Annotated in this window: 29 protein-coding genes and 1 riboswitch; of the genes, 17 read left to right on the forward strand and 12 right to left on the reverse strand. The window is 61.1% G+C overall.

Annotated elements, in window-relative coordinates; all coding sequences use genetic code 11:
- Nucleotides 1-57 precede the first annotated feature (57 nt).
- The gene (locus FRT59_RS08890) at nucleotides 58-267 is read left to right on the forward strand and encodes a hypothetical protein (RefSeq protein ID WP_017138724.1); all 210 of its coding nucleotides are present in this window, start codon (nucleotides 58-60) and stop codon (nucleotides 265-267) included.
- A 40-nt stretch (nucleotides 268-307) separates the two neighbouring features.
- On the opposite strand, the gene ptrR is transcribed toward FRT59_RS08890, so the two are convergent.
- Complete coding sequence (gene ptrR / locus FRT59_RS08895) at nucleotides 308-1,186, reverse strand: putrescine utilization regulator PtrR (RefSeq protein ID WP_153870984.1); 879 nt, start codon at nucleotides 1,184-1,186, stop codon at nucleotides 308-310.
- Nucleotides 1,187-1,289: 103 nt separating this feature from the next.
- Here ptrR and FRT59_RS08900 point away from each other — a divergent pair, with 103 nt between their 5' ends.
- From FRT59_RS08900 to FRT59_RS08915, 4 genes are all read left to right on the forward strand, one after another.
- On the forward strand, nucleotides 1,290-2,681 hold the full coding sequence (locus tag FRT59_RS08900) for an aldehyde dehydrogenase family protein (protein ID WP_153870985.1): 1,392 nt from the start codon (nucleotides 1,290-1,292) through the stop codon (nucleotides 2,679-2,681).
- A 70-nt stretch (nucleotides 2,682-2,751) separates the two neighbouring features.
- Nucleotides 2,752-2,943: riboswitch (cobalamin riboswitch) on the forward strand.
- A 114-nt stretch (nucleotides 2,944-3,057) separates the two neighbouring features.
- Nucleotides 3,058-4,068: an ABC transporter substrate-binding protein gene (locus tag FRT59_RS08905; protein WP_153870986.1), complete on the forward strand. Its 1,011-nt coding sequence runs from the start codon at nucleotides 3,058-3,060 to the stop codon at nucleotides 4,066-4,068.
- Entirely contained in the window at nucleotides 4,065-5,069 is a 1,005-nt protein-coding gene (locus FRT59_RS08910; protein WP_153870987.1) for a FecCD family ABC transporter permease, read from the forward strand. The genes FRT59_RS08905 and FRT59_RS08910 overlap by 4 nt, the downstream gene beginning before the upstream one ends.
- Nucleotides 5,066-5,830 carry an ABC transporter ATP-binding protein gene (locus FRT59_RS08915; protein ID WP_153870988.1) on the forward strand — a complete coding sequence of 255 codons (765 nt, stop codon included), beginning with the start codon at nucleotides 5,066-5,068 and terminating at the stop codon, nucleotides 5,828-5,830. Before FRT59_RS08910 ends, FRT59_RS08915 begins: the two co-directional genes overlap by 4 nt.
- 10 nt (nucleotides 5,831-5,840) lie before the next feature.
- On the opposite strand, the gene FRT59_RS08920 is transcribed toward FRT59_RS08915, so the two are convergent.
- The 6 genes from FRT59_RS08920 to FRT59_RS08945 all read right to left on the reverse strand — a co-directional run bounded on the left by FRT59_RS08920 (nucleotide 5,841) and on the right by FRT59_RS08945 (nucleotide 9,612).
- Entirely contained in the window at nucleotides 5,841-6,332 is a 492-nt protein-coding gene (locus FRT59_RS08920) for a GNAT family N-acetyltransferase (protein WP_153870989.1), read from the reverse strand.
- Nucleotides 6,322-7,251, reverse strand: a complete 930-nt coding sequence (locus FRT59_RS08925; RefSeq protein ID WP_153870990.1) for an alpha/beta hydrolase fold domain-containing protein — start codon at nucleotides 7,249-7,251, stop codon at nucleotides 6,322-6,324. The genes FRT59_RS08920 and FRT59_RS08925 overlap by 11 nt, the downstream gene beginning before the upstream one ends.
- On the reverse strand, nucleotides 7,251-7,691 hold the full coding sequence (tspO, locus tag FRT59_RS08930) for a tryptophan-rich sensory protein TspO (RefSeq protein ID WP_153870991.1): 441 nt from the start codon (nucleotides 7,689-7,691) through the stop codon (nucleotides 7,251-7,253). Before tspO ends, FRT59_RS08925 begins: the two co-directional genes overlap by 1 nt.
- A gap of 57 nt (nucleotides 7,692-7,748) precedes the next feature.
- On the reverse strand, nucleotides 7,749-8,324 hold the full coding sequence (locus FRT59_RS08935) for a nucleotidyltransferase family protein (RefSeq protein WP_153870992.1): 576 nt from the start codon (nucleotides 8,322-8,324) through the stop codon (nucleotides 7,749-7,751).
- Between the two features lie 227 nt (nucleotides 8,325-8,551).
- Entirely contained in the window at nucleotides 8,552-9,073 is a 522-nt protein-coding gene (locus FRT59_RS08940; RefSeq protein ID WP_153870993.1) for a DUF2846 domain-containing protein, read from the reverse strand.
- Between the two features lie 65 nt (nucleotides 9,074-9,138).
- Nucleotides 9,139-9,612, reverse strand: a complete 474-nt coding sequence (locus tag FRT59_RS08945) for a CDP-glycerol glycerophosphotransferase family protein (RefSeq protein WP_235365406.1) — start codon at nucleotides 9,610-9,612, stop codon at nucleotides 9,139-9,141.
- 619 nt (nucleotides 9,613-10,231) lie between these two features.
- On the opposite strand from FRT59_RS08945, the gene FRT59_RS08950 reads away from it, so the two are divergent.
- Both FRT59_RS08950 and FRT59_RS08955 read left to right on the forward strand, forming a co-directional pair.
- The gene (locus FRT59_RS08950; protein ID WP_034136022.1) at nucleotides 10,232-10,465 is read left to right on the forward strand and encodes a DUF6124 family protein; all 234 of its coding nucleotides are present in this window, start codon (nucleotides 10,232-10,234) and stop codon (nucleotides 10,463-10,465) included.
- A gap of 202 nt (nucleotides 10,466-10,667) precedes the next feature.
- Nucleotides 10,668-11,069: a GFA family protein gene (locus tag FRT59_RS08955; protein WP_153838019.1), complete on the forward strand. Its 402-nt coding sequence runs from the start codon at nucleotides 10,668-10,670 to the stop codon at nucleotides 11,067-11,069.
- On the opposite strand, the gene FRT59_RS08960 is transcribed toward FRT59_RS08955, so the two are convergent.
- Together FRT59_RS08960 and FRT59_RS08965 are read right to left on the reverse strand one after the other, a co-directional pair.
- Nucleotides 11,062-11,361 carry a 7(1) septoil knot domain-containing protein gene (locus FRT59_RS08960; protein WP_034116894.1) on the reverse strand — a complete coding sequence of 100 codons (300 nt, stop codon included), beginning with the start codon at nucleotides 11,359-11,361 and terminating at the stop codon, nucleotides 11,062-11,064. The genes FRT59_RS08955 and FRT59_RS08960 overlap by 8 nt on opposite strands.
- 116 nt (nucleotides 11,362-11,477) lie before the next feature.
- The gene (locus FRT59_RS08965; protein ID WP_153870994.1) at nucleotides 11,478-11,711 is read right to left on the reverse strand and encodes a hypothetical protein; all 234 of its coding nucleotides are present in this window, start codon (nucleotides 11,709-11,711) and stop codon (nucleotides 11,478-11,480) included.
- Between the two features lie 57 nt (nucleotides 11,712-11,768).
- Between FRT59_RS08965 and FRT59_RS27205 the strand changes: the two genes are divergently transcribed.
- The 9 genes from FRT59_RS27205 (at nucleotide 11,769) to FRT59_RS09005 (ending at nucleotide 18,522) form a co-directional block, all read left to right on the forward strand.
- Complete coding sequence (locus tag FRT59_RS27205; RefSeq protein WP_233094169.1) at nucleotides 11,769-12,110, forward strand: hypothetical protein; 342 nt, start codon at nucleotides 11,769-11,771, stop codon at nucleotides 12,108-12,110.
- Between the two features lie 38 nt (nucleotides 12,111-12,148).
- On the forward strand, nucleotides 12,149-12,403 hold the full coding sequence (locus FRT59_RS08975) for a hypothetical protein (protein WP_153870995.1): 255 nt from the start codon (nucleotides 12,149-12,151) through the stop codon (nucleotides 12,401-12,403).
- A gap of 44 nt (nucleotides 12,404-12,447) precedes the next feature.
- Nucleotides 12,448-12,747 (forward strand): META domain-containing protein, encoded by a 300-nt coding sequence (locus tag FRT59_RS08980; protein WP_153838025.1) that lies wholly within the window; start codon nucleotides 12,448-12,450, stop codon nucleotides 12,745-12,747.
- Between the two features lie 16 nt (nucleotides 12,748-12,763).
- Nucleotides 12,764-12,895: a hypothetical protein gene (locus FRT59_RS27370; RefSeq protein ID WP_267910978.1), complete on the forward strand. Its 132-nt coding sequence runs from the start codon at nucleotides 12,764-12,766 to the stop codon at nucleotides 12,893-12,895.
- Nucleotides 12,896-12,970: 75 nt separating this feature from the next.
- Complete coding sequence (locus FRT59_RS08985) at nucleotides 12,971-13,597, forward strand: LysE family translocator (protein ID WP_153871139.1); 627 nt, start codon at nucleotides 12,971-12,973, stop codon at nucleotides 13,595-13,597.
- A 25-nt stretch (nucleotides 13,598-13,622) separates the two neighbouring features.
- Nucleotides 13,623-13,979 carry a hypothetical protein gene (locus FRT59_RS08990; protein WP_153870996.1) on the forward strand — a complete coding sequence of 119 codons (357 nt, stop codon included), beginning with the start codon at nucleotides 13,623-13,625 and terminating at the stop codon, nucleotides 13,977-13,979.
- A gap of 141 nt (nucleotides 13,980-14,120) precedes the next feature.
- The gene (locus FRT59_RS08995) at nucleotides 14,121-14,627 is read left to right on the forward strand and encodes a sigma-70 family RNA polymerase sigma factor (RefSeq protein WP_034116904.1); all 507 of its coding nucleotides are present in this window, start codon (nucleotides 14,121-14,123) and stop codon (nucleotides 14,625-14,627) included.
- Nucleotides 14,624-15,586: a FecR domain-containing protein gene (locus tag FRT59_RS09000; protein ID WP_153870997.1), complete on the forward strand. Its 963-nt coding sequence runs from the start codon at nucleotides 14,624-14,626 to the stop codon at nucleotides 15,584-15,586. Before FRT59_RS08995 ends, FRT59_RS09000 begins: the two co-directional genes overlap by 4 nt.
- A gap of 98 nt (nucleotides 15,587-15,684) precedes the next feature.
- Complete coding sequence (locus tag FRT59_RS09005) at nucleotides 15,685-18,522, forward strand: TonB-dependent receptor (RefSeq protein WP_153870998.1); 2,838 nt, start codon at nucleotides 15,685-15,687, stop codon at nucleotides 18,520-18,522.
- A 236-nt stretch (nucleotides 18,523-18,758) separates the two neighbouring features.
- Here FRT59_RS09005 and FRT59_RS09010 read toward each other — a convergent pair whose 3' ends face one another.
- The 3 genes from FRT59_RS09010 to FRT59_RS09020 form a co-directional block, all read right to left on the reverse strand.
- Nucleotides 18,759-19,385 (reverse strand): glutathione S-transferase family protein, encoded by a 627-nt coding sequence (locus FRT59_RS09010; RefSeq protein WP_034116907.1) that lies wholly within the window; start codon nucleotides 19,383-19,385, stop codon nucleotides 18,759-18,761.
- A 221-nt stretch (nucleotides 19,386-19,606) separates the two neighbouring features.
- Nucleotides 19,607-20,302 carry a tRNA (adenine(22)-N(1))-methyltransferase gene (locus tag FRT59_RS09015; RefSeq protein ID WP_153870999.1) on the reverse strand — a complete coding sequence of 232 codons (696 nt, stop codon included), beginning with the start codon at nucleotides 20,300-20,302 and terminating at the stop codon, nucleotides 19,607-19,609.
- Between the two features lie 10 nt (nucleotides 20,303-20,312).
- A complete protein-coding gene (locus tag FRT59_RS09020; protein ID WP_153871000.1) occupies nucleotides 20,313-21,026 on the reverse strand; it encodes a FadR/GntR family transcriptional regulator in 714 nt (237 codons plus the stop codon).
- 313 nt (nucleotides 21,027-21,339) lie between these two features.
- Between FRT59_RS09020 and FRT59_RS09025 the strand changes: the two genes are divergently transcribed.
- On the forward strand, nucleotides 21,340-22,704 hold the full coding sequence (locus tag FRT59_RS09025) for an MFS transporter (protein WP_153871001.1): 1,365 nt from the start codon (nucleotides 21,340-21,342) through the stop codon (nucleotides 22,702-22,704).
- Nucleotides 22,705-22,715: the final 11 nt, after the last annotated feature.

Raw genomic sequence — 22,715 nt, forward strand, 5'->3', positions numbered from 1 at the left:
TTTTATTGGCGAACACACTAGACTGAACCCCGACTGCCCCTTTGCTGTGAGAGCCCTATGAGAAACGACGACCTGGACCTGCGCGCCGACCGTGACGAACTGCATGACTACACCCCACGAGCACCGCAAGCCAAGCGCCAGAAGAGCCTGGTGCTGCAGGTGGCGCTGGGAGTATTCCTAGGTGGTTTGGCGTTGTGGCTGGTACAACTGGGTGCGACGGCAATCATGGCGAAATTGGCCATGGGCACCCTGCAATTTGGCGGCTGATGACAGTCAAAATGTGGGAGCGGGCTTGCTCGCTCCCACATTAGATCTGCGCTGCTACCAGATCACGTTCCTCCAGCAATTTCACGAAACTGTTCAAACTCTGCGACACCGTGCCTCTACGCCAGATCAGCCAGGTATTGAGGATGCGGAATGTGTCGCTCAACGGCCACACACTCACCGCCGCACACCCCGGCATGCTCTCAAGCATGCTGCGCGGCATCAGTGCCAACCCCGCCCCGGCGCTGACGCAGGCGAGCATGCCGTGGTAGGACTCGATCTCGAAGATCTTGCCCGGCATCGCGCCATCCTGTGAGAACCAGCGCTCGAAGTGATGCCGGTACGAGCAATTCGAGCGAAACGTATAGATATTCTCGCCATTCACATCCCGCCCGCGAGTGACAGGCGCGTGATGCAGCGGCGCGATCACCACCATCTCCTCTTCGAACACTGCCACGCCTTCCAGAGTGGAATGCAGCACCGGCCCGTCGACAAAGGCCGCCGTCAGCCGCCCTGACAGCACACCCTCGATCATGGTGCCCGACGGGCCGGTGCTCAGGTCCAGCTCGACCTTGGCGTATTTCTGGTTATACGCCGCGAGCAAGCCGGGGATACGCACTGCCGCCGTGCTTTCCAGGGAGCCCAGGGCAAAGGCACCTTGGGGTTCCTCCCCCGCTACCGTGGCACGAGCTTCTTGTACCAGGTCGAGAATACGCCGCGTATAGCCGAGGAAATTCCAGCCGGCCGGCGATAGGCGCAGGCGGCTTTTCTCGCGGATAAACAACTCCACGCCCAAATCCTGCTCCAGTTGCTTGATGCGCGTGGTCAGGTTTGAAGGCACCCGATGAATCAACTGCGCGGCGGCGCTGATGCTGCCTTGCTCGGCAACGGCCTTGAAGATTTCCAGCTGCACCAGATCCAAGTCATTCTCCAATCGTGAACGTATCGCTTAATATTATTCAGTTTCCAGAAAAGATATAGCCCCGTACGCTGACCCCATTCCACTTATTCAGCCGGACGGTGCCATGAACGCTATTTCCCACCAGACCCACGCCTTGTCGATCAACCCCGCCAACGGCGAGACAGTCGGCAGCTACCCTTATGAAACCGCGGTACAGCTGGACGCCGCCCTCACCCGCTCAACCAATACCTTCCGCACGTGGCGCCGGCAGCCGGTCAGCCAGCGCGCCGAATTGCTGCAGGCCTTGGCCTGCGCCCTGCGCGAGCAAGCCGAAGACATGGCGCAAATGATCACCCTGGAAATGGGCAAACCCATCGCCCAGGCCCGCGCCGAGATCGAAAAGTGCGCCCAACTCAGCGAGTGGTACGCCGCCCACGGCCCGGCCATGCTCGCCCCTGAACCAACGCTGGTGGACAACGGCAGCGCCCGGATCGAATACCGCCCGCTGGGCCCGATCCTCGCCGTGATGCCGTGGAACTTCCCGGTTTGGCAGGTGCTGCGCGGCGCCGTGCCAACCCTGCTCGCCGGCAACACCTACGTGCTTAAACACGCGCCGAACGTGATGGGCAGCGCCTACCTGATCCAACAAGCGTTCCATAAAGCGGGTTTCGCCGACGGCCTGTTCGAAGTGATCAACGTGACCCAGGACGGCGTGTCCAGCGCCATCGCCGACCCGCGCATCGCCGCCGTGACCCTCACCGGCAGCGTGCGCGCCGGTATCGCCATTGGCTCCCAGGCCGGCGCAGCACTGAAGAAATGCGTGCTGGAACTGGGCGGCTCCGACCCGTTCATCGTGCTAAACGACGCCGACCTCGACGCCGCCGTGCAAGCGGCCGTGATCGGCCGATTCCAGAACAGCGGCCAAGTCTGCGCCGCAGCCAAGCGCCTGATCATCGAAGCCGGTGTGGTTGAAGCCTTCACCGCCAGATTCCTAGAAGCCAGCCGCGCCCTGGCGATGGGCGAGCCAATGTCGACCGCCACCTATATCGGCCCCATGGCCCGCTTCGACCTGCGCGACGAACTGCACGGCCAGGTCCAGGCGACCCTGGAAGAAGGCGCGACCCTGCTGCTGGGCGGCAACAAAGTCCCAGGCGCGGGCAATTACTACGAACCGACCGTGCTGGCCGACGTCACCGATCAGATGACCTCGTTCAAGCAGGAATTGTTTGGCCCCGTGGCGTCGATCATCACCGCCCGCGATGCCGAGCATGCTGTGGCCCTGGCCAATGACAGCGAATTCGGCCTCACCGCCAGCATCTTCACTACCGACGCGGCGAAAGCCCGGGACATCGCCAACCAACTGGAAACCGGCGGGGTCTTCGTCAACGCGTTCAGCGTGTCAGACCCTCGGGTAGCGTTTGGCGGCGTGAAGAAAAGCGGGTTTGGCCGTGAGTTGTCGCATTTCGGCGTACGCGAGTTCTGCAATGCCAAAACAGTGTGGCTGGATCGCAAATAATCCAGTTGATCACCTGTGGCAAGCAACTTCACGCCTGCCGCCAGCGTAGCTCCCGTTAAGCCTCGCGATCGACTACCATACCGCCGCCGGTTCCCACATGGGACTAATAGGGAATTCGAAACGCCCCCACGCGTAAGTCGAAACTGCCCCCGCAACTGTAGGTGCTGAGCCTGCCCCTGAATGCCACTGGACCACGTCCGGGAAGGCTGGGGCGTGGCGATGACGCATCAGTCAGGAGACCTGCCGGCCCAGCAATATGACTAACCGGCGGGGTGTCCGGGAAGGACACCCTGGCCCTGCACTCCTGCAGCCTCCATGGGCGTGTTTCCGAGCCGTACCTCCCCTGCCGCACCTCGGTTCACACGGAGATCACCCCATGCTGCCACGCGTTACCGCCCTGATCGCAGGCTTGGGTGCCTGTGCCCTGGCCCAGGCCACGCCCACCCACTACCCGCTGACCATGGAAAACTGCGGCAGCACCCTCACCTTCCAGCAAGCTCCCACCCGTAGCGTAACCATCGGCCAGGCCGCCACCGAGATGCTCTACGCCTTGGGCGTAGGCGATAAAGTGGTCGGCACTTCACTGTGGTTCAACAACGTATTGGCGCAGTACAAGGCGCAGGACGACAGCATTGAGCGCCTGGCCAACAATGAGCCGAGCTTCGAAGCGGTGATCGCCAAGCGCCCGCAACTGGTAGCCGCCGAGCTGGAATGGGTGGTGGGCCCGCAAGGCGTGGTCGGCACCCGCGAGCAATTCCATGAACTGAAGATCCCCACCTACCTGCTGCCCTCCGACTGCGAAGGCAAGGACAACCTGGTCGGTGCCGATGGCACGCGGCTGGAGCCGTTTCGCATCGAGACGATTTACAAAAGCATCAGCCAACTGGCACAGATTTTCGACGTACAGGAACGCGGCCAGCGGTTGAACGATGAGCTTAAGGCGCGCCTGGCCAAATCCATCGCGACTGCGCAGGGCAAAGGCTTGAAGCAGGCAAGCGCGCTGGTATGGTTCTCCAGCGCCGAAATGGCCAGCGACCCCTATGTGGCCGGGCACAAGGGCATCCCTGAATTCATGCTGCAAACCCTTGGCCTGCGCAACGTGGTGCAGTCCGATGAAGAATGGCCCGCCGTCGGCTGGGAAACCATCGCCAAGGCCAACCCCACGTTCCTGGTGATCGCACGCATGGACCGTCGCCGCTACCCCGCCGACGACCACGAAAAGAAACTCGCCTTCCTGCGCAACGACCCCGTGACCCGCAACATGGACGCGGTGAAAAACAACCGCATCATCATCCTCGACGCCCTGGCGTTGCAGGCCAGCCTGCGCACCTTCGACGGCCTGGAACAACTGGCCGCGGCCATCGACGGCTACGACCTGGGCAAATGATGCGTACCCTACTCGCCCTGGCGCTGCTCCTACTCGCACTGCTCGCTGGTGTCGCTATCGGCGAAACCGCCATCGAGCCGCAGGTGGTGTTGCAGGTGCTCGCCAATAAACTCTGGGCCGCAGGCTTCGTGCTGGACCCCATCGATGAAGGCGTGGTGTGGAACTACCGCCTCACCCGCGCCTTGGTCGCCGCTGCCTGTGGCGCGGGGCTGGCGACCTGTGGGGTAATCCTGCAATCGCTGCTGCGTAACCCGCTGGCGGATCCGTACCTGTTGGGTATCAGCGCCGGCGCGTCGACCGGCGCGGTCCTCGTTGCCTTGATCGGTGTGGGTGGCGGCCTGGTGTCACTGTCGGCGGGTGCGTTTGCGGGAGCGATGGCGGCGTTTGCGCTGGTGATTCTGCTGGCACGGGCGAGCGGTTCGTCCAGTGGCACCGGGCAGATCATCCTCGCGGGCATCGCCGGCTCGCAGTTGTTCAATGCCCTGACCGCATTCCTGATCACCAAGTCCGCCAGCTCCGAACAGGCCCGCGGCATTATGTTCTGGCTGCTGGGCAACCTCAGCGGCGTGCGCTGGCCGTCGGTATGGCTGGCGGTGCCGGTGGCGGTCGCTGGGCTGGCTGTGTGCCTGTGGCATCGCCGCGCGCTGGACGCGTTCACCTTCGGCAGCGACTCGGCGGCCTCCCTGGGCATCCCGGTGCGCCGTGTGCAATTTGTGCTGGTGGCCTGCGCCGCGTTGGTGACGGCGGTGATGGTGTCCATCGTGGGTTCCATCGGCTTTGTGGGGTTGGTGATTCCCCACGCCGCACGCCTGTTGCTCGGCACCGGGCATTCGCGGTTGCTGCCAGCCAGCGCCCTTGGCGGCGCGTTGTTTCTGATCGCGGCTGATGTGCTCTCGCGCACCTTGATCAAGGGCCAGGTGATTCCCGTGGGCGTGGTCACTGCCTTGGTGGGTGCTCCGGTATTTGCGTTGATCCTGATTGGCCGGAGGAATGCGCGATGAGCGTACTGAGCTGCAGCGGCCTGGGCTTCAAGGTGCGTGAGGCGCAGTTGCTGCGCGATGTAGACCTGGACGTAGAGCTGGGTGAAACCCTTGGCATCGTCGGGCCGAACGGTTCGGGCAAATCCACCCTGCTCAAATTGCTCGCCGGCTTGCGTGCACCGGGCAGCGGTGAAGTACGCTTGGGCGGCAAGCGCCTGGATGAGTTATCGCGCCGCACCATCGCGCAACAGCTGGCGGTGGTCGAACAGCAAGCCGATACCGATGACGCCATTCGCGTATTCGACGCCGTGGCATTGGGCCGTACGCCATGGCTGTCGGCACTGAGCCCGTGGTCTCGCGAAGACGACGCCATCGTGCGCCAAGCGTTGCACGACGTGGACGCCACCCACCTGAGCCAACGCGCCTGGCGCAGCCTCTCGGGCGGCGAACGCCAACGCGTGCACATCGCCCGCGCCCTCGCACAGCGGCCGCAGATTCTGTTGCTGGATGAGCCGACCAATCACCTGGATATCCAGCATCAACTGGCGATATTAAAAGGTGTGCAAGGCTTGCCGGTAACCACCTTGATCGCCCTGCATGACCTGAACCAGGCGCTGACCTGTGATCGCCTGGCCGTTCTGGATCGCGGGCGGCTGGTGGCACTGGGCACACCACTGGAGGTGCTGACGCCAGAGCGCCTGCAAGAGACATTCGGGGTACAGGGGCATTACCTGACGGACCCGTTTGATGGCGCGCAAATCCTGCGCCTGCGCTCTACCTGACACATTTGATCTACAGAGGTCGGTGCATATGGGTGGTCTGCCATACCGGGTCAGCTTCCACGTGCACCACCTCGAACCCCTGCCGGATCCAGAAATCAATCGCGCCGGGCAGAAACGGGTGGGTATGCAGGTAAACCATCTCCACCCCATCCGCCCGCGCCAACGCTTCCAGCGAACGGTATAGCTCACCCGCCAGGCCAAAGCGCCGGAAGGCCGGAAGTACGTACAGGCGCACCACTTCCACTGTCTTGCAGCCCTGGTAGTTCAACTGTGCAAAGCGGCCGTCATACGGCAGGTAACCCACCGCCGCAACGATCCGGCCTTCGGCACGAGCAATCAGAAACTGACCGTCGCCCTGGAGGTAGATGGCTTCGAACTGCGCCAGGTCATCCGGTAACCCGGTCGCCTTGAGTTTTGGAAAAATCTCATCACGAGCCTGCAAAACGAAGCGTAAAACTTCGGGAATGTCAGCGGCCGTCACGGCCTGGATGCTAGCGCTCATAGCCAAGGATTCGACTCGCTATCCACTTGCGGCTGTAAGCCAGCACGCTAGCGGCCATCGCCACCGGAAAATGAATGAACCCATGGGCCGCTTCCGGCAGCAGATGCGCCTCGACCCCGCCCCAGCGCTCGGCGATCAGCAGCGTGTCGTCCTTGAGCGGGTCCAACTCGCCCACAAACATCAGTGCCGGTGGCATGCCTGCAAAGTCTCCATACAACGGTGACAAAGGCGCCTGACGGCGCGCCTCATCGGTCATTCCGGGCGTCAGCATGCGAAGCGCCTGGACCATGCCCGGCCCATCCAGCAACAAGGTGTCCGGCCCCGCTGTACGCACGCTCGGCGTACCGGTCAAATCGTAGACGCCGTAATACAACACCGCGCCGCTTACGCGCTTGAGCAGCTCGGGCCATTGCTTGAGCGCCAGCAACGTGGCTGCCGCCAAGTGCCCACCAGCCGACTCACCGACAACAATCACCGGCAAGTCGGCAAACTCGGAGCATTCACCCAAGAGCCAACGGGCGGCGACCAGGCAGTCTTCCAGCAGCCCTTCAATCGGCGTATCCACCGCCAGCCGATAATCCACCGACACCACCGCCACGTCGCACGCGTTGACCATGCCGAGGTTGAGGTCGTCATCCATCTGCGCATTGCCGATCACCCAACCGCCGCCGTGGATATCCAGCACCACGCCTTTAGGCTTGCCACTCGGCCGCAGGATGCGCACGGGCACAGAGCCCAGCATTTTTCGCTCTGCCACGGGCGCCTTCTTCAGGGTTTGACTGACGCGCAACAGTGCCTGGATCAGGCGCGGCGTGATGCGGTTGCGGATTTTAAAGCGCGGCATCCACGCAAGCTTCTGATTGAAGCGGCGCATCTGGGCCAATTCAGTCTCGCTGGCGGGCCATGGTGTGTAGGCCATCAGCGGTTATTTCGCAGGATCGAGAAGTTCAAGGCGGCCGCCACGCACAGCCACGCCAGGTAAGGGAACAGGATCAACCCGGTAATCAGGTCCAGGCGTACGGCCAATACCACCATCGCCGCCACGGTAAGCCACAGCAGCACGATAACCACCATACCGGCGAGAATGCGATGGGCGCCGAAGAACACCGGCGTCCACAGCGTGTTCAAGGCAATCTGCGCCGCCCACAGGGCCAACACCATTTCGCTGCCGGGGATCTGGCTCAGGCGGTAACCGGCCCAGGCCAGCAGCAGATAGATGATCGTCCACGCCACCGGGAACAACCAATTGGGTGGGGTGAAGCTGGGCTTGATCAGGGATTCGTACCAAGCGCCGGGCTTGAAGATCACGCCGGTGCTGGCGGCGGCGGCGCAGGCAAGCAGGAAGATAAAGAAGGTCATCGTCGGTCCTTGGCTGGAATGGTTACAACCTTGGACGCATGACATACCGGTAAAAGTTCACCTGCGATCAAGTGTGGGCTCCACGATCCTGAGCCAGGGCCAGCGCGCCTGATAACTTCTGGCCTTGTGCAAAAACAGCTCCGGCTCCGGATGCAGTGGGTTGATGCGCAACACACCCTGCTCCACATCATCCAAACCATAAGGCGCATAGACCTCGCCCGAGGCAATATCCAGCGCGATGCAAGTACCCGCCACCAGATAACGATCAACTCCCTGCCTGGCCGAGTGCAACGGCGAATAGGGCCGGCCAAACCGCTGACCGTACCAAAGATGCACCCGCGCCTGATTCTTGACCTCCACATTCACGCCCAGGTCCTGAAATAGTACGTTTGCCGCCCGAATCACCGCGTCCTCCGCTTCGTAGGACAGGTCCTCGTCGAAGTAAAATACGTCGTAGTCCTTGACGCCCTGAGCGGCCGGCAGATTGGCGTGATGGTTCCACACTGCCTGGAACAGGCAACCCGCCGTGAGCAGGCACTGTTGCACGCCCAGATCCGGCAGGCGCGCCGTGATCTGAGCATTGATCGGGTTAGTCATGGCCAACTCGAGCAACGTATCGACGGTCAATGTCATGTTCAATCCTCCCTGGTCAGCGCCAACCATAACACCCGAACATGGCACTTCTGTAGGCGCGAGCTTGCTCGTGAAAACGCAAACGGTACGCCAGGCTCCTGGACCACGAAGCGCCCAGCCCTGGCTGATGACTACCCCTTAACTCAATAGCTCGCCCACTCGCCGCGTCGTTCTAAGCCACATACGACGACTCGGCGAGTTGGCTGTTGATGAAGCGGGACGCGTGGCTACCGTGCGGTTGCCGGCAGCTCCTGGCACCACTTGATAGAACGCAACGCTTCCTCGGCAGGCACCAGCGCGTAGCGCGAGTAAAACATTGTTCCACCGAAACGACGGCCGTCGACTTCACCCAAGGTCTGCCCATCCGTGTAGGCAGAGGTGCTGAGTTGGTCGGCGATGTAATACACCTTTCCATTCTCGACAGTGATATCGAAACGCTGATTAACCATACCGCTGATGATCGGTGGCGAGGTGGAGGCGACGCTGTGCTTACCAGCGGGAATGCCGGCCTTGAAAAAACTACCGGAGGGCAAGCTGCCAATGGCGCGGCCATCGACCTGAATAGTCGGAGCGACCCCGTTACCGATGCTGGCCGACGTGCGATAGAAGTACACCGTGGCCTCATCCGCACGGGGTTGTGCCGGTGACGTGAAGAACGGTTGGCCTGTCAGGTCCGGACCGCTGATGCAGCCGGTCAGTGAGGCCAGGGCTGCGAACAGGCCGGCCCAGAGTAGCGTACAGCGCTTCATGGCATGAAATTCCTTGAACGTGGATCAATGGGCGTCGGGTTCGATGACTGTCACCGTTACCGGATTCAGATCGTGCAAAGCCCTTTGCCGAAGTCAGTGGCATCAGAACTCGGCCAAGGCGCAAAACCACTCTTTGCCGTCAGATTCACGATATTCCGGTCCTTGAGCATCGGGTACTTACGCTTCAGCTCCTGCACAGTGCTCTCGGCATTGTTCACGTTGGACAGGCAAAAGCGCAGCGCATCGACGCGCAGATCGCCGATATAAAGGGTTTCCCCGGCCTTCACCGAGAAAACCGCAGGCACAGGGCGCGGCATCGACCTTCCCGCGTAATACACGTAATGCCACTGCGTGTACTCATACTCACCCGGCGGCACTTCATACATGAAGTAATGGCCCAGCACAGAGGGTGATGGCTGATCATCTTCATTGCCCAGCGTCGTCAGCCGTAATGCGGTGCCGGGGGCTCCCTGTTGCTTGATCTCAACCACCAGCCCATGCGGCTGCATCATCGGAAAGCTCTCACCAATCGAACCCACGATGATCGCCTTACTCGGGTCCGGTGCGTGCTTGCCGTCGTAGCGTGAGGTAGCGCACCCGGACAGAAGGGTCGCGCAAAGTGCGACCGCGGCCCAGACAAGATGTTTACTGCTGACTTTCCCTAGCATTGGTCTTTTTTCCGATCAGTAATTTTGCAGTTTGTAGAGCCCAGCCGTGCGAACCGGAAGTTCGCACACCGGGTCCTTCGTTGTTGGCTCGTCCGGACCTATTGTCCAGCTACCCGCACCTTGATAACAACCCACTGTTGACCAATCACTGCGCAGCGCCTGAAGGCAAAATCCGATTCCCTCGTCGCGGCTTGCTCCATTGCCTACGCGTGCGTCAGAATCCGCCGGCTTGTGCGCTGGGGAGGCCGTCTCTAAGGTGGCTCCGTCGCTGAATTGTTCAGTGATCGGGTTTAGTAGCCTGAAGGTTAATCCAGACAACGTGCACGAGCTTCACCGATCAGACATTGCGTCTGTGTTTGATGGTGGCTGCGCGCAGGGCACCTTCGGGTGCGCCGGCTTTGTTTGGATTCCCCGGTCTACTAACCTGCGCACAGCCGCCACCCTTATGTTTAGTAGCTAAAGGATGGTGGCCCTAAACAGGAATTCAAACATGCTCAAATCAGATTCAAGCGCCCTTTTCAACGTTGCCCCCAACGCCAGCAACGAAACCCTCATCACCAACAGCTACGAAACCTTCACCAGCGTCAGCACCCTGCTGCTCGACCTGTCCGAAGACCTCAACGGCAAACACCGCGACATCGCCCTGGCCATCCACCAACTGAGCGAACTGGGCGTACTCCTTACCGCCAGACTCCTCGATCGTGAAGCGCCCTGCCCTGGGTGATGGTTAATCCTTCAATTCAATAGCTCGATAAGTCGCCGCGTCGTCGTAAGCCACGTTCAACGGACTCGGCGAGTTGGCGTGCTGGGCGTGTGCCGGGTGGGTCGGATGACGACAGCCACGTCTGCTCCTGACCAGAAGCTGTAGGTCGACTGACTAGAGCGGGACGGTTACGCTGACGTTTTTCGCACGACGGGCAAAGCGTATGACAATGGTGTACCAAGGAAGCTGCTTGTGCGCAGCCGTCACTTACGAGCTATCCGCCACGCCGAAAGCAGTGAGCCATTGCCATTGCAGCCAGTGCCGCAAAGGTCACGGGGCCGCATTCGCATCTTACGGCAGTGTTCCCCGTAACGCACTACGCATACTTTCCGGTGCCACCAGCATCAAAACCTATGCATCCTCAGAGGCGGTGTTACGCGAATTTTGCACGCACTGTGGCTCGACATTGTTCTGGTCACGGTCTCAAGGGGAGTTTGCCGACTGGGTTTCGATAGCCCTGGGCACGCTCGACACGCCCTTCATACCTGAAAAGCAAAAACACGTTCATGTCGAATCCGCAGTTCATTGGCATACGCCATCCCCTTTTCCCTCTGCCTTCAATTAGCCCCCGGGTAGTGATCCACGTACTGAATGGTGAAATCGGGGTAGTGATCGACAATCTGAATCTTGTAGTCGGGGTAGTGATCGACCGTTTTCCATTTGCCGGCTGAGTCTGGATAGTGATCTACCCGCTGTACCTTGAGGTCAGGGTAGCTGTCCACCACCTTGACCTTATAGTCCGGGAAGCTATCGACGAACTGGATGTTGCCGTAAATCTTCGAGACATCAACACTCGTAGCTGCCGAAGCCCAGAAGGTGCAGCTCAACAACAGTGACGCGATGACAACTTTAAACATGACAGCCTCATCCTGAGAAAGATAAAGCCCACAGTCTAAAGATCCGCGCAAGCTGTCTCAAGAAACGCAAACGAGCTGGCGGCAACCGCCGAAGCTCAAACCGACAGCCCAGATGATCAGCCTTTCAACTCACGCGCCCTATGGCTCGCCGCGTCGTCATACGCCACATACAACGACTCTGCAATTTGGCTTTTGATCGCCTTGGTGGCCTCCAGCCCCAACACAAACCCCTCGGCTTTGCCGCCAGCACGGTTAAGTTCTTCATGGGTGGAGGCGCCAGTAATCGCGTCAAGAAGCTTGGTGGCGTGAGGGCCGACGCCTTTGGGGAGGGAGATCTGGTCGATGGACATTATCGCTACCTTGAAAAATTGAGTTCGGGAGCGAGTGGAACCACTGCCGGGGCTGGCATGGTAGACCTGTTTGCGATCAAACGGGTCGCTTTACGCGCAGCGGCGCTATTCTTCGCGGCTACGCAGTCAGATTGGGTCATTGATAAATCTGGAGGGTTTATGAAGTATTCCGTTGAGGGCTGCTGCCTTCGGCCGTTGCCGCGTGACGATGTCGAGATGATCAGCCGATACGACCGCGTCAAGCGCAGGCATCTGCAACCCTGGGAGCCGCTAAGGGACGAGCAATATTTCACCACTGACAACGCCAGCGCCAGGGTCGAGCAACAGGTAAACAGTATGCAATCTGAAAATTGCTGGCGTTTGGGAGGACCATACGTTGAGATCGTTGATCAGCCCTGAACAATAAACGCCGTCCACTCCACTGAGGAAGTCAGTTAATGCCCACCGAGCCCCTCTGCCTGGTTTTCGTCCCCGCCCTTGCCGCCGTGCTGGCAGCCGCCGAGTGCAAAAAAGGCACCCCACTCAACGAAGTCGAAGTCTGCGATATCCGCGACCAAGCCACTTGCATTGCGGTAACCTTCTCCACCGCGCTGGCGATGGAACAAGAGCGGGGTTACCCGGATATCGTTGCCGAAGATTGCTGGAATGAGTGGCAGCGGTTGCGCCCCTCGCTTCAACAACCCCCGCTCTGATCAGCCTATCGCCTGACGCCCCACCACTCCCAGGATTCATGGACTTGAAAAAATTACTCTCGCTTGGATGCATCACCTTGGCCTTGACCGGCTGCACATTCACCGGCGCCAATGAAGTCGCTCCGGGTGAATACATGATCAGCAGCCATGGCAGCATCTTCAACTCCAGGGAAGGCCTGCTGGAAAATATCAACCAGAAAGCTGCGAAGGTCTGCAACGGCAAGCCTTATCGCTTGGAAGGCGACACCGGCGCCAATATGCTGGTGAGCACTACTTCTCATCTGGGCCCGACCCCTACTACCGTCCTGGGCTTGAAAGCCATTTGCGAGAGCAACCAGCAATAAGCCCGTTGGAGCCCTTATGCCACCTGCCATCGGGGCAGACGCACGCATGCGCAAGCTGACTGCCGCCGCATTGAATGACGCTGACGTGCAGGTCACGCACATGGCCCGTTGCGTCAGGTTCGACTCCGAAGAGCAATGCCCCCCCTGAGCGCCAAGGGGCCGTTGCATTCGCCCCTCACTTAAGGATTAACTGTGGGCCATGCCTTACTCCGAGACGGCCCTTATGTTCGAACTCGCCTCCCTCATCACCTATGTCGCCGTGGTGATCGGTCTATTCCTGATCCCCGGCCCTTCCGTGTTGCTGGTGATCACCCGCACTGTTCAAGGTGGCCGTAAGGTTGGCGTTGCCACCGGGCTGGGTGTGGCGTGCGGTGATCTGGTGCATACGCTGTGCGCCGCACTGGGCTTGTCGGCGATCCTGATGACTTCGGCAGCGGCGTTCAACGCCGTGAAGTGGGCCGGTGCCGCTTACTTGATCTACCTGGGCGTGCGCGCGTTCATGGCCAAGGCAGGCACCTCCGGGCGGCTTGAACTGCCTGCGGTCACGCCGCGACAGGCGTTTTTCCAGGCGGTGGGCGCCGAGGTGCTGAACCCGAAGACCGCGATCTTTTTCCTGGCGTTCCTGCCGCAATTCGTCCACCCCGAGTCGGGCTCGTCGCTGGTGCAGTTCGCGGTACTGGGCTTGATTTTCTCTGGGCTCAGCGCGGTCTACACCAGCTTGCTGGCCCTCGCGATCCGCCCCTTGAGCCGATGCATCAAGGGGCTTTCCAGGCTGCGGCGGTGGGAAGGGAAAATCATCGGCACCTTGTTTATGGGCCTTGGGTTGAAAATAGCCTTTCAGCAGCGCTAGAAATCCGCCCCCCCTGGAGCCACTGATGACTTCATCCAAACGCGACCACGCACGCATTGAGCGCCGCCTGATCGCCCGCCTCACTGAGGCCTGCGAGACCGCCAAGTGCGAAATCAACGGTTTCGCCTGGCTGACCCACACCGTCGACTACACCGCCTTCCCCCAGAGCCTGCGCGTAACCTGGATTTCCGACACCCGCGCGAGCAAGGACGCTGCCCTCTCAACAGGCGCCGACCAACGCATGCGCGAGCTGACCGCGGCTGCGCTGCACGAAGCCGATATCACGCCCTTGCCTATCAACCGCTATGTGCATTTTGACTGCGAAGAAGACTGCCAACGCCAGCACGGTGGCGACTGGCGCGTACGGCTGGCCCGGCACTGACGTTTCGGGTGGGGTCTGCGGGTGCTACGGTGAATGATCAATGGATTTGAAACCCGCAGCGTTACCGCATAGCGCTGTACAACACCCAAGCAAAAACCATAAGATGAGAACAGTTATCATTTAAAAGCAAGCGAATCTCACATGCACAACGACAGCACAGCCTCGTCGGTCGAGCAGCTGTATACCCGTCATCGCAGTTGGTTGCGGGGCTGGCTGCATCGGCGGCTGGGGCACCGCGCCGATGCCGAGGACCTGGCCCACGACACCTTCGTGCGCGTGTTGTGTTCCCGCCAGGATGTGCGCGAGCTGCGTCAGCCCATGGCGTTTCTCGCCAAGATTGCCAATGACCTGTTGATCAACCGCTGGCGGCGCCAGGCCATCGAACGGGCGTACCTGGAGGCATTGGCCGCTCGGCCCGAAGCGCTGGAGCCCTCGCCGGAAGACCGTCTGCTGACCATCGAGACCCTGCTGCAACTCGACTCGTTGCTGGTGGGCCTGTCGATGCCGGTGCGGCGGATTTTCTTCTTGTCCCAGCTCGACGGTTTGACCTACCCACAGATCGCGGCGCAGTTGAACCTCAGCGTGGCGCAAGTGCAGCGGGCCATGGGCAAGGCGTTCAGCGTGTGTTACGCGAGCCGTTTTGAATGAGCCTGCCGGTTGATCCACAGGTACGCGACAGCGCCATCGACTGGCTGGTGAAGAGCCAATCCGGGCTAATGAGTGCCGCCGACTGCCTGGCCTTGCAACGATGGCGCCAAGCCAATACCGAGCATGAGTATGCCTGGCAGCGCGTCAGCAGCTTGCCGTTGTTGCTACAGCCCGGGGCGACGTTGTTGGCGGATGCCACCACGCGACGGGCGCTGGAGTCGGCGGGGAATGATCCACAGCAACGGCGCCAGGTGCTCAAGGCCCTGTTGGCCGTCAGCCTGTTGGGCGGGCTGTCGTGGCAAGGTGCGCAGACCCGCGTGGTGCGCTCGGCCCTGGCCACTTACCGTACCGGCATCGGCGAGCGACAGCAGTGGCGGTTGGCAGACGGCAGCACGCTGTGGCTGAACACCGCCAGCGCGGTGAACCTGGACCTCAATGCCGCGCAGCGCAGTGTGCAGTTGGTCGAAGGTGAGATAGCCCTGGATGCTCCCCTGGAGTCGCGGGCGCTGCAACTGCTCACGCCCGACGCGATGCTGCGCAGCCAAGGCGCTCATCTGCTGGTGCGCCATGACCGCCAGGGCACCGAAGTCACGGTACTACGCGGGCGGGTGCAAGTGCATTCGCGAGGTCATCCATTACCGGTGCGACTGGACGCGGGTTGGCGCACACAGGTGAATAACCACGGCATCGCCGCACTCGCCCCTGTCGATGGCTTTCTCGCCCAGGCCTGGATGCGCGGCTTGTTGCCGGCCGACCGTATGCGCCTGGATACGCTGTTGGCCGAACTCTCGCGCTACCGCCCGGGGGTTTTACGCTGCAGCGACGCCGTTGCAGGCTTGCGTATCACCGGCAGTTTCCAGCTCGACGACACCGACGCCGCATTGGCCCTGCTCGCCCAGGCGCTGCCGGTGCGCATTGAGCGGCGCACGCGTTATTGGGTCACCGTGGTACCGGCCTGAAATTATTTTTCGTGCAGCTGCGCAGTTTTTTCGAAGTCGCTTGGCCTATGGGAACAACCCATCGAAACAGATGGGCCTTTCACCCTCAGGAGCCCTGCATGACCTCCCCCACCCTTGTTCTGCGCAGCCGCCTGGTCGGCCTGCTGTTTCTCGGCTTGCAACCGCTGTGCGGCGCGACTGTGTTCGCCGCCGAGGAGCGCCAGCACTTCACCATCGACGCCGGTTCCCTGGACCAGGTGCTCTCACGCTTCGGCGTGCAGGCGGGCATCAGCATGGCGGGGAGTGCCACGCTGACCGCCGGCAAAAACAGCCAAGGGCTCAACGGCGATTTCACCACCGAGGCCGCGCTGACACGGCTGTTGGAGGGTACACGCTTGAGTTACCAGCGCCGCGCCGATGGCAGCTACGAGCTGTATCAGGGCGGCACGGCCCTGGCGTTGCCCACGCAGAAGATCACGGGCGAAGACCCGCAGAAACAACAGGTGTATGCGGCACCGCGTTCGTCGGTCTACATCTCCGGTGACGAGATGCAGCGCTATGGTGTGATCTCCGCCGGCGACCTGCTCAAAGGCCAGCCCGGCGTGCAGGTGGGCGACAGCCGCAATGGCGGCGGCCTGGATGTGAACATCCGCGGCATCCAGGGCCAGAGCCGCGTGGCGGTAACGGTGGATGGCTCGCAGCAGGCACTGGATGTCTACCGCGGCTACGCCGGCACCCAGCAGCGCAGCTATATCGACCCCGACCTGATCAGCGACGTGACCATCGACAAAGGCCCCAGCGTTACCTCCAGCGCCATCGGTGGCACGGTGAAAATGCGCACCCTGGGCGTCGAGGATATTTTGCGTGACGGGCAAACCATCGGCCTGCGCCTTAAAGGCGACGTATGGAATAACGGCGTTGCCCCGGCGTATCGCGACGGCCACGCGTCCACTGGCAGCCTGTACGCCGAGCCTCATCAAAGCCGCGGCGGGCTGTTCGGTTCGAAGGCAGAGTCGGGCAGTGCCGCATTTGCCTATACCCATGACTTTTTCGATGTAGTGGCAGCCTATGCCCATCGAAACCAGGGCAATTATTTCGCCGGTAAAAAGGGCCAGGATCGCTACCGCACCTACGACCGTTATGGCCGCGAAGAGAGCACGGTGGCCAGCACCTACAACGCCGGCGAAGAGGTGCTCAACTCGTCGGCCGAGACCGAATCGTGGCTGCTAAAGACCACCATCCGCCCCACCGACGAGCACACCTTCGACCTCGGTTACCGCCGTTACAACGGGCACATCGGCGAGATCATGCCGTCGGATATTTTCCGCTTCGGCACCGGTGGTATCTATCAGTACCCGCTCGGCCACACCGAGATTGACACCTACACCGCACGCTATCACTACCTGCCCGCCAACCACCCGCTGGTGGACCTTACGGCCAACCTGTGGATGACCGATGCCCAGACCAGCCAACTGACCTCGGTGCTGGCGCCGGCTTCCCAGGCCTATCGTTCGGACCGCAACTGGAGCCGCCAGGCTAACCGGCGCATCGGCGGCGACCTGGCCAACACCTCGCGGTTTGTCAGCGACTACGGTGACTTCAAGCTGGACCTGGGCGGCGGCTTCCAGGTGGAAGATCTGCGCCCGCAAAAAGGCGTGGTCACCACCCAGCACGACATCAATGCCAACCGCAGTTTGCGCGACGGCTCCCGGCAGGAATTCAACCTCAACGGCAAGCTGGAGTACCAGCCGGTCGACCAACTGACCCTGTGGGGCGGCGGCCGCTACACCTACTACCGCACTCAGGACCACGTACCGCACTCGACGGCACGCTGGGAGGAGCGCCCATTGCGCTACGTGTCGGCGATGAATGCCAACAACTACGGCAACATGCTCTGGTTCCCGGACGCGAACGGGCACTACACCGACGCCACCGACCCGCGCTTGAACAACGGCATCGTCTTCAATAACTCCAACTTCCCGTTTGAAGGCGTGCGCTACAACGAATTCGGCGCTACAGATACCACGGTGTATGCACCCCAGGTGGGCGAAGTGGTCAGTGGTTATGACTATTCTGGAAAAGAGCGCAACAGCGGCGGCGCCTTTGCGCCAGCGTTCGGGATCAATTTTGAAGTGGTGCCCGACACCTTTGTCTACGCCTCCTACACCCAGGGCCTGCGTATGCCGTCGCTGTTTGAAACCAGCCAGGGCGTGTTGCAAACCCTGCCGGGCAAAGGCTTGAAGCCCGAGCGCTCGAGCAACTGGGAAATCGGCGCCAGCACGATGCACAAGGGCCTGCTGCTGGATGACGACCAGGCGGCGATCAAGCTGGCGTACTTCAACAACACCATCAAGAACTACATCACCCGCTACTACGACCCCAGCCCCGGCTTGATGGGCCTGATGCAGTTCAGCAACACCGACAGCTTCAAGACCAGTGGCCTGGAATTGCAGTCCCATTACGACGCCGGCCGCGTGTTCGCCGACCTGTCATCCACCTACTACCTGAAGACCGAAACCTGCGACTCGGTTTTCGCCGCGCGCTTGCGGGCGAGCAGCAACCGTTACCAGCAGACCAGCCAGACGCCGAACTGCACGCCCGGCAGTTTCATGGGCTCCTACACCAACACCCAAAACCCACCGCGCTTCGCCACCAACCTGACCACCGGCCTGCGCTTTTTCGACCAGGCGCTGACCGTCGGCACGCGCATCACCTACACCTCCGGCCCGACCGTCACCGCCGACAAACCCTGGCAGACCGGCGCCACCACGCCGCAATTGGTCTACCGCGAAGTGGCGCTGGTGGACCTGTTCCTCAATTACAAAGTGCAGGACCACACTCAGTTGAACGTCTCGCTGCAAAACCTCACCGACCGCTACTACCTCGACCCACTGGCGCAGAGCTTCATGCCGGCACCGGGCCGGACGATGCGAGTGAGTATGCAAACCAAGTTCTGATGGAGGCCACAGGCACAGCCCTCGTCCTTGACTGACGGCTGTGCCTATTGCGCCACGCTGCGTATCAACGCCCCGAACAGATCGCCGTGGGAGGCATTGCCCCCGGCACGGGTTTGCTGGGCCGACGCCTTCGCGAAAAAGCCCCACATTTGATCTTCGCTGCTTTGAGGATTTCGTTCGCTTAACTGACTGGCATTAGGGCAAGCCCCCTCCCACAGCGTCCTCTTCAAGCCTGGCTATTTGGCAAATGCATACTCTCCGCCCCGCTCCACCGCCCTGCGGTAAGCCGGCCGTGCCTGGAATTTTTGCACCCACGCCGCCAGGTTCGGGTACGCCTGCAATTTGCCCTGGGCCTGGGCAATTTCGCCGATAAAGCTCATCTGGATATCCGCACCGCTGAGTTCGTCGCCCACCAGATACGGGTCATGCCCCAGCACGTCGTTCAGGTAGCCGAGATAGTTGGCCAGCTCCGACTCAATCCGTGGATGCAGCGGTGCGCCCGCTTCGCCCAGGCGGCCGACGTAGAGGTTGAGCATCAGCGGCAGCATGGCCGAGCCTTCGGCGAAGTGCAGCCATTGCACGTAGCGGTCATAGGTGGCAGTGGCCGGGTCTGGCTGCAGTTGGCCGTTGCCGTGGCGGCGGATCAGGTAGTCGATGATGGCGGCGGATTCGATCAGCACCAGGGAGCCGTCTTCAATCACCGGGGATTTACCCAGGGGGTGAACAGCCTTCAGTTCAGGTGGCGCAAGGTTGGTTTTCGGATCGCGCTGGTAGCGCTTGATTTCATAGGGCAGGCCCAGTTCTTCAAGCAGCCACAGGATGCGTTGTGAGCGGGAATTGTTGAGGTGGTGGACAGTAATCATAGCGGGCAGCACCTTGGGGGATTTAGGAGAAGACTACAGGGGAGCGCTGAAGTGCCGCGAATGTGGCTCATGAGTGCTGCGGCCTGCACGGTCAAATGTGGGAGATGTCGAGCTTTAGCGAGGCTTCGATAGCGGTGTATCAGGCAACGTTTATGTCGCGAGTGCCGCCGCCTTCGAAGCCTCGCTAAAGCTCGACATCTCCCACACTGGATCGGTGGCGCTCAGGCGAGCAACTGTTCGATCCACGTCACCTGCTGCACAATCTCCTGCACTTTCTGCATCGGCACCGCCTGCCGAGCTTGTTCGAGGCTGGCCAACGTCTTGCGCTTCTGACGCAACATACGTTGCCACTTCGCCAGAAAATCCGGGCTGCGGGCCTGCATTTGCAATGGGCCGAAGTACAGCTGTTCGGCGCTGTAGGTCACGGCCTCGGCACGTTCGGCAACGATGATTTCGTAGTAGAAGCGGTTTTCTCGCAGCAGCTCCTCGTGCAGGATCTGGTAGTCGTTTTCCATCAGCCATTGGCGCAGCGGCTGCTCGCCGCCGTTGGGTTGCAGGATCAGCCGTTCGCCGCCGTTCAGGTGCGCCTTGCCGCAGTCGAGGATGCCACGGATAGTCTCGCCACCCATGCCGCACAGGCTGATGGCGCTGATTTCATCGGCCACCTCGATGGCCGCCAAACCATCGGCCAGGCGCACTGTGATGTGCTGGGCCAGGCCGTTATCGTCCACAGTGCGGCGGGCGGCGTGAAACGGTGTGGTAGCCACTTCCCCCGCCACGGCCGCCGCAATCACGCCACGGCGCATCAATGCCACCGGCAGGTAGGCGTGGTCCGAGCCGATATCGGCCAGGCGTGCGCCAGCCGGCACATGCGTCGCCACGCGCTCCAGGCGCATGGACAAGGTGTGTTGGTTCAACGGTGGTTCCTTATGATTGGCCGGAAAAACGATCCCGGCTGTTGGTCAAGTGCAGCACCATGGCTGCCCGTGCGGCGTCCGGGTCCTGGCGCTTGATCGCATTGTAGATCGCCTCATGCTCCAGGTTCGCCAATTGCCCCAGCTTGGCAAAGTCCGCGCCGCCACGCTCGGCGCCCTTGACCTGGGTACGCGGGATCATCCCACTGCCCAGGTGCAGCATGATGTCGGTGAAGAACGTATTGCCGGTGGCTTCGGCGATCAGTTGGTGAAAGCGCTTGTCCTCCTCCACACAGCTGTCGTTGTTGGCCAGCGAGGCTTGATAGTCGTCCAGCGCCTGGCGCATGTGGGCCAGTTGCGCGTCGCTCCTGCGCAGCGCGGCCAGGGCCACGGCCTGCACTTCCAGGCCCAGGCGCAATTCGAGCATGTTGCGCACACTGGCGACCGTGTCCACATGCAGGCGCAAACCGGGCCGGGTGTGCTGCTCCAGCACAAAGGTGCCGATGCCGTGACGCGTCTCGACCAGCCCCGATGCCTGCAGCTTGGACAGCGCCTCACGCACCACGGTGCGGCTCACCCCGTGCTCGAGCACGATGGTGGATTCGGACGGCAGTTTTTCGCCAGGCTTGAGTTGCCCGAGCAGGATGCGCTGGGTCAGCACTTCGACCACACCCTGGGCCAGGTTGGTGGAGCGTTTGCGCACAGGCGCTGGGCTTTCAATGGGCATCGCTACAGGTCCACGGGGTTAGGCAGAAGGGAGCTTACCACTCCGTTCGGAAGCGGTGAGCGTTTGATTCAAAAACCCCCAATCTTGTATGACAACATATCGAAACCCTCCATACCTCTCGGCTTAGCGCCTGAGAGAGAACCGCATCTTCCCAACCGTATAAACAGCCAAATAACCAAAATAACGGATCGAAAGCTGTGCTTATGAAACAAAATTACCGACCAGTGCATTGCGATCCTCAGAAAAGCACTTGTATGATGTCTGGCAACAAAACATCTAAACCCGCATAAAAACAATCAGGGGAAGTTTTTAAATGGTGAGCCATCAAAGCCCAGCATCTGCCGCGCCCGAACGCGACTCGGTGCTCGCCCGCACCGTGAGCAAAGTGAAGGGCCATGTGCTCCCACTGTACGTGATCATGTTCATCCTCAACTACATCGACCGGGTCAATATCGGCTTCGTGCGCACGCACATGGAGCATGACCTGGGCATCGGCGCAGCGGCCTACGGCTTCGGAGCCGGGTTGTTCTTTATCGGTTACGCGCTGTTCGAAGTGCCGTCCAATATGCTGCTGCAAAAAGTCGGCGCGCGTATCTGGCTGACCCGCATCATGTTCACCTGGGGCATCGTCGCCACGCTGATGGCGTTTATCCAGAACGAAACCCACTTCTACATCCTGCGTTTCTTACTGGGCGTGGCGGAAGCCGGCTTCTTTCCCGGGGTGATCTATTACTTCACCCGCTGGCTGCCTGGAGTGGAACGCGGCAAGGCCATCGCCATCTTCCTCAGTGGCTCGGCAGTGGCGTCGTTGATCTCCGGGCCGTTGTCGGGCGCGTTGTTGCAGATCGAAGGGTTTGGCTTGCACGGCTGGCAATGGATGTTTGCCATCGAGGGCCTGGCCTCAGTGGCGCTGGGTTTCTTTGTGTGGTTCTGGCTGGATTCCAAGCCCCATGATGCCAAGTGGCTGACCCGAGAAGAGCAGGATGCACTGGTAGAGGCCATCGACCAGGAACAGCGCGAGCGTGAAGCCCTGACCACGGTCAAGCCAACCATTGGCAAGCTGCTCAAGGACCGCCAGATCCTGCTGTTTTGCGCCCTGTACTTCTGCATTCAATTGACGATCTATGCCGCCACCTTCTGGCTGCCGAGCATCATCAAGAAGATGGGTGACCTGAGTGATGTGCAGGTCGGCTTTTTCAACTCGATCCCCTGGCTGATCTCGATCATCGCCATGTACGCCTTTGCCTCACTGTCCGGCAAATTCAAATTCCAGCAAGCCTGGGTCGCCGCGGCGTTGCTAATAGCAGCGGCGGGCATGTTCATGTCCACCACCGGCGGGCCGATTTTCGCCTTCGTAGCGATCTGCTTTGCGGCGATCGGTTTCAAATCCGCGTCGTCGCTGTTCTGGCCGATCCCCCAGGGCTACCTGGATGCGCGCATCGCCGCTGCCGTGATCGCACTGATCAACTCCATCGGCAACCTGGGCGGCTTCGTCGCACCGACTACCTTCGGCTTCCTGGAGCAGACCACCGGCTCGATCCAGGGCGGCCTCTACGGTTTGGCCGGCACCTCGGTGCTCGCCGCAGTCCTGGTGTTCTTTGCCAAGACCGCCCCCTCTGCCGCATTGACTTCGCCACACGCGGTGCCAACGAGCGCCGCCCTCAGCAAACCTCTTTGAGCCTCCTTAGG

Source organism: Pseudomonas haemolytica (assembly GCF_009659625.1).
In the GTDB taxonomy this organism is placed as follows: Bacteria; Pseudomonadota; Gammaproteobacteria; order Pseudomonadales; family Pseudomonadaceae; genus Aquipseudomonas; species Aquipseudomonas haemolytica.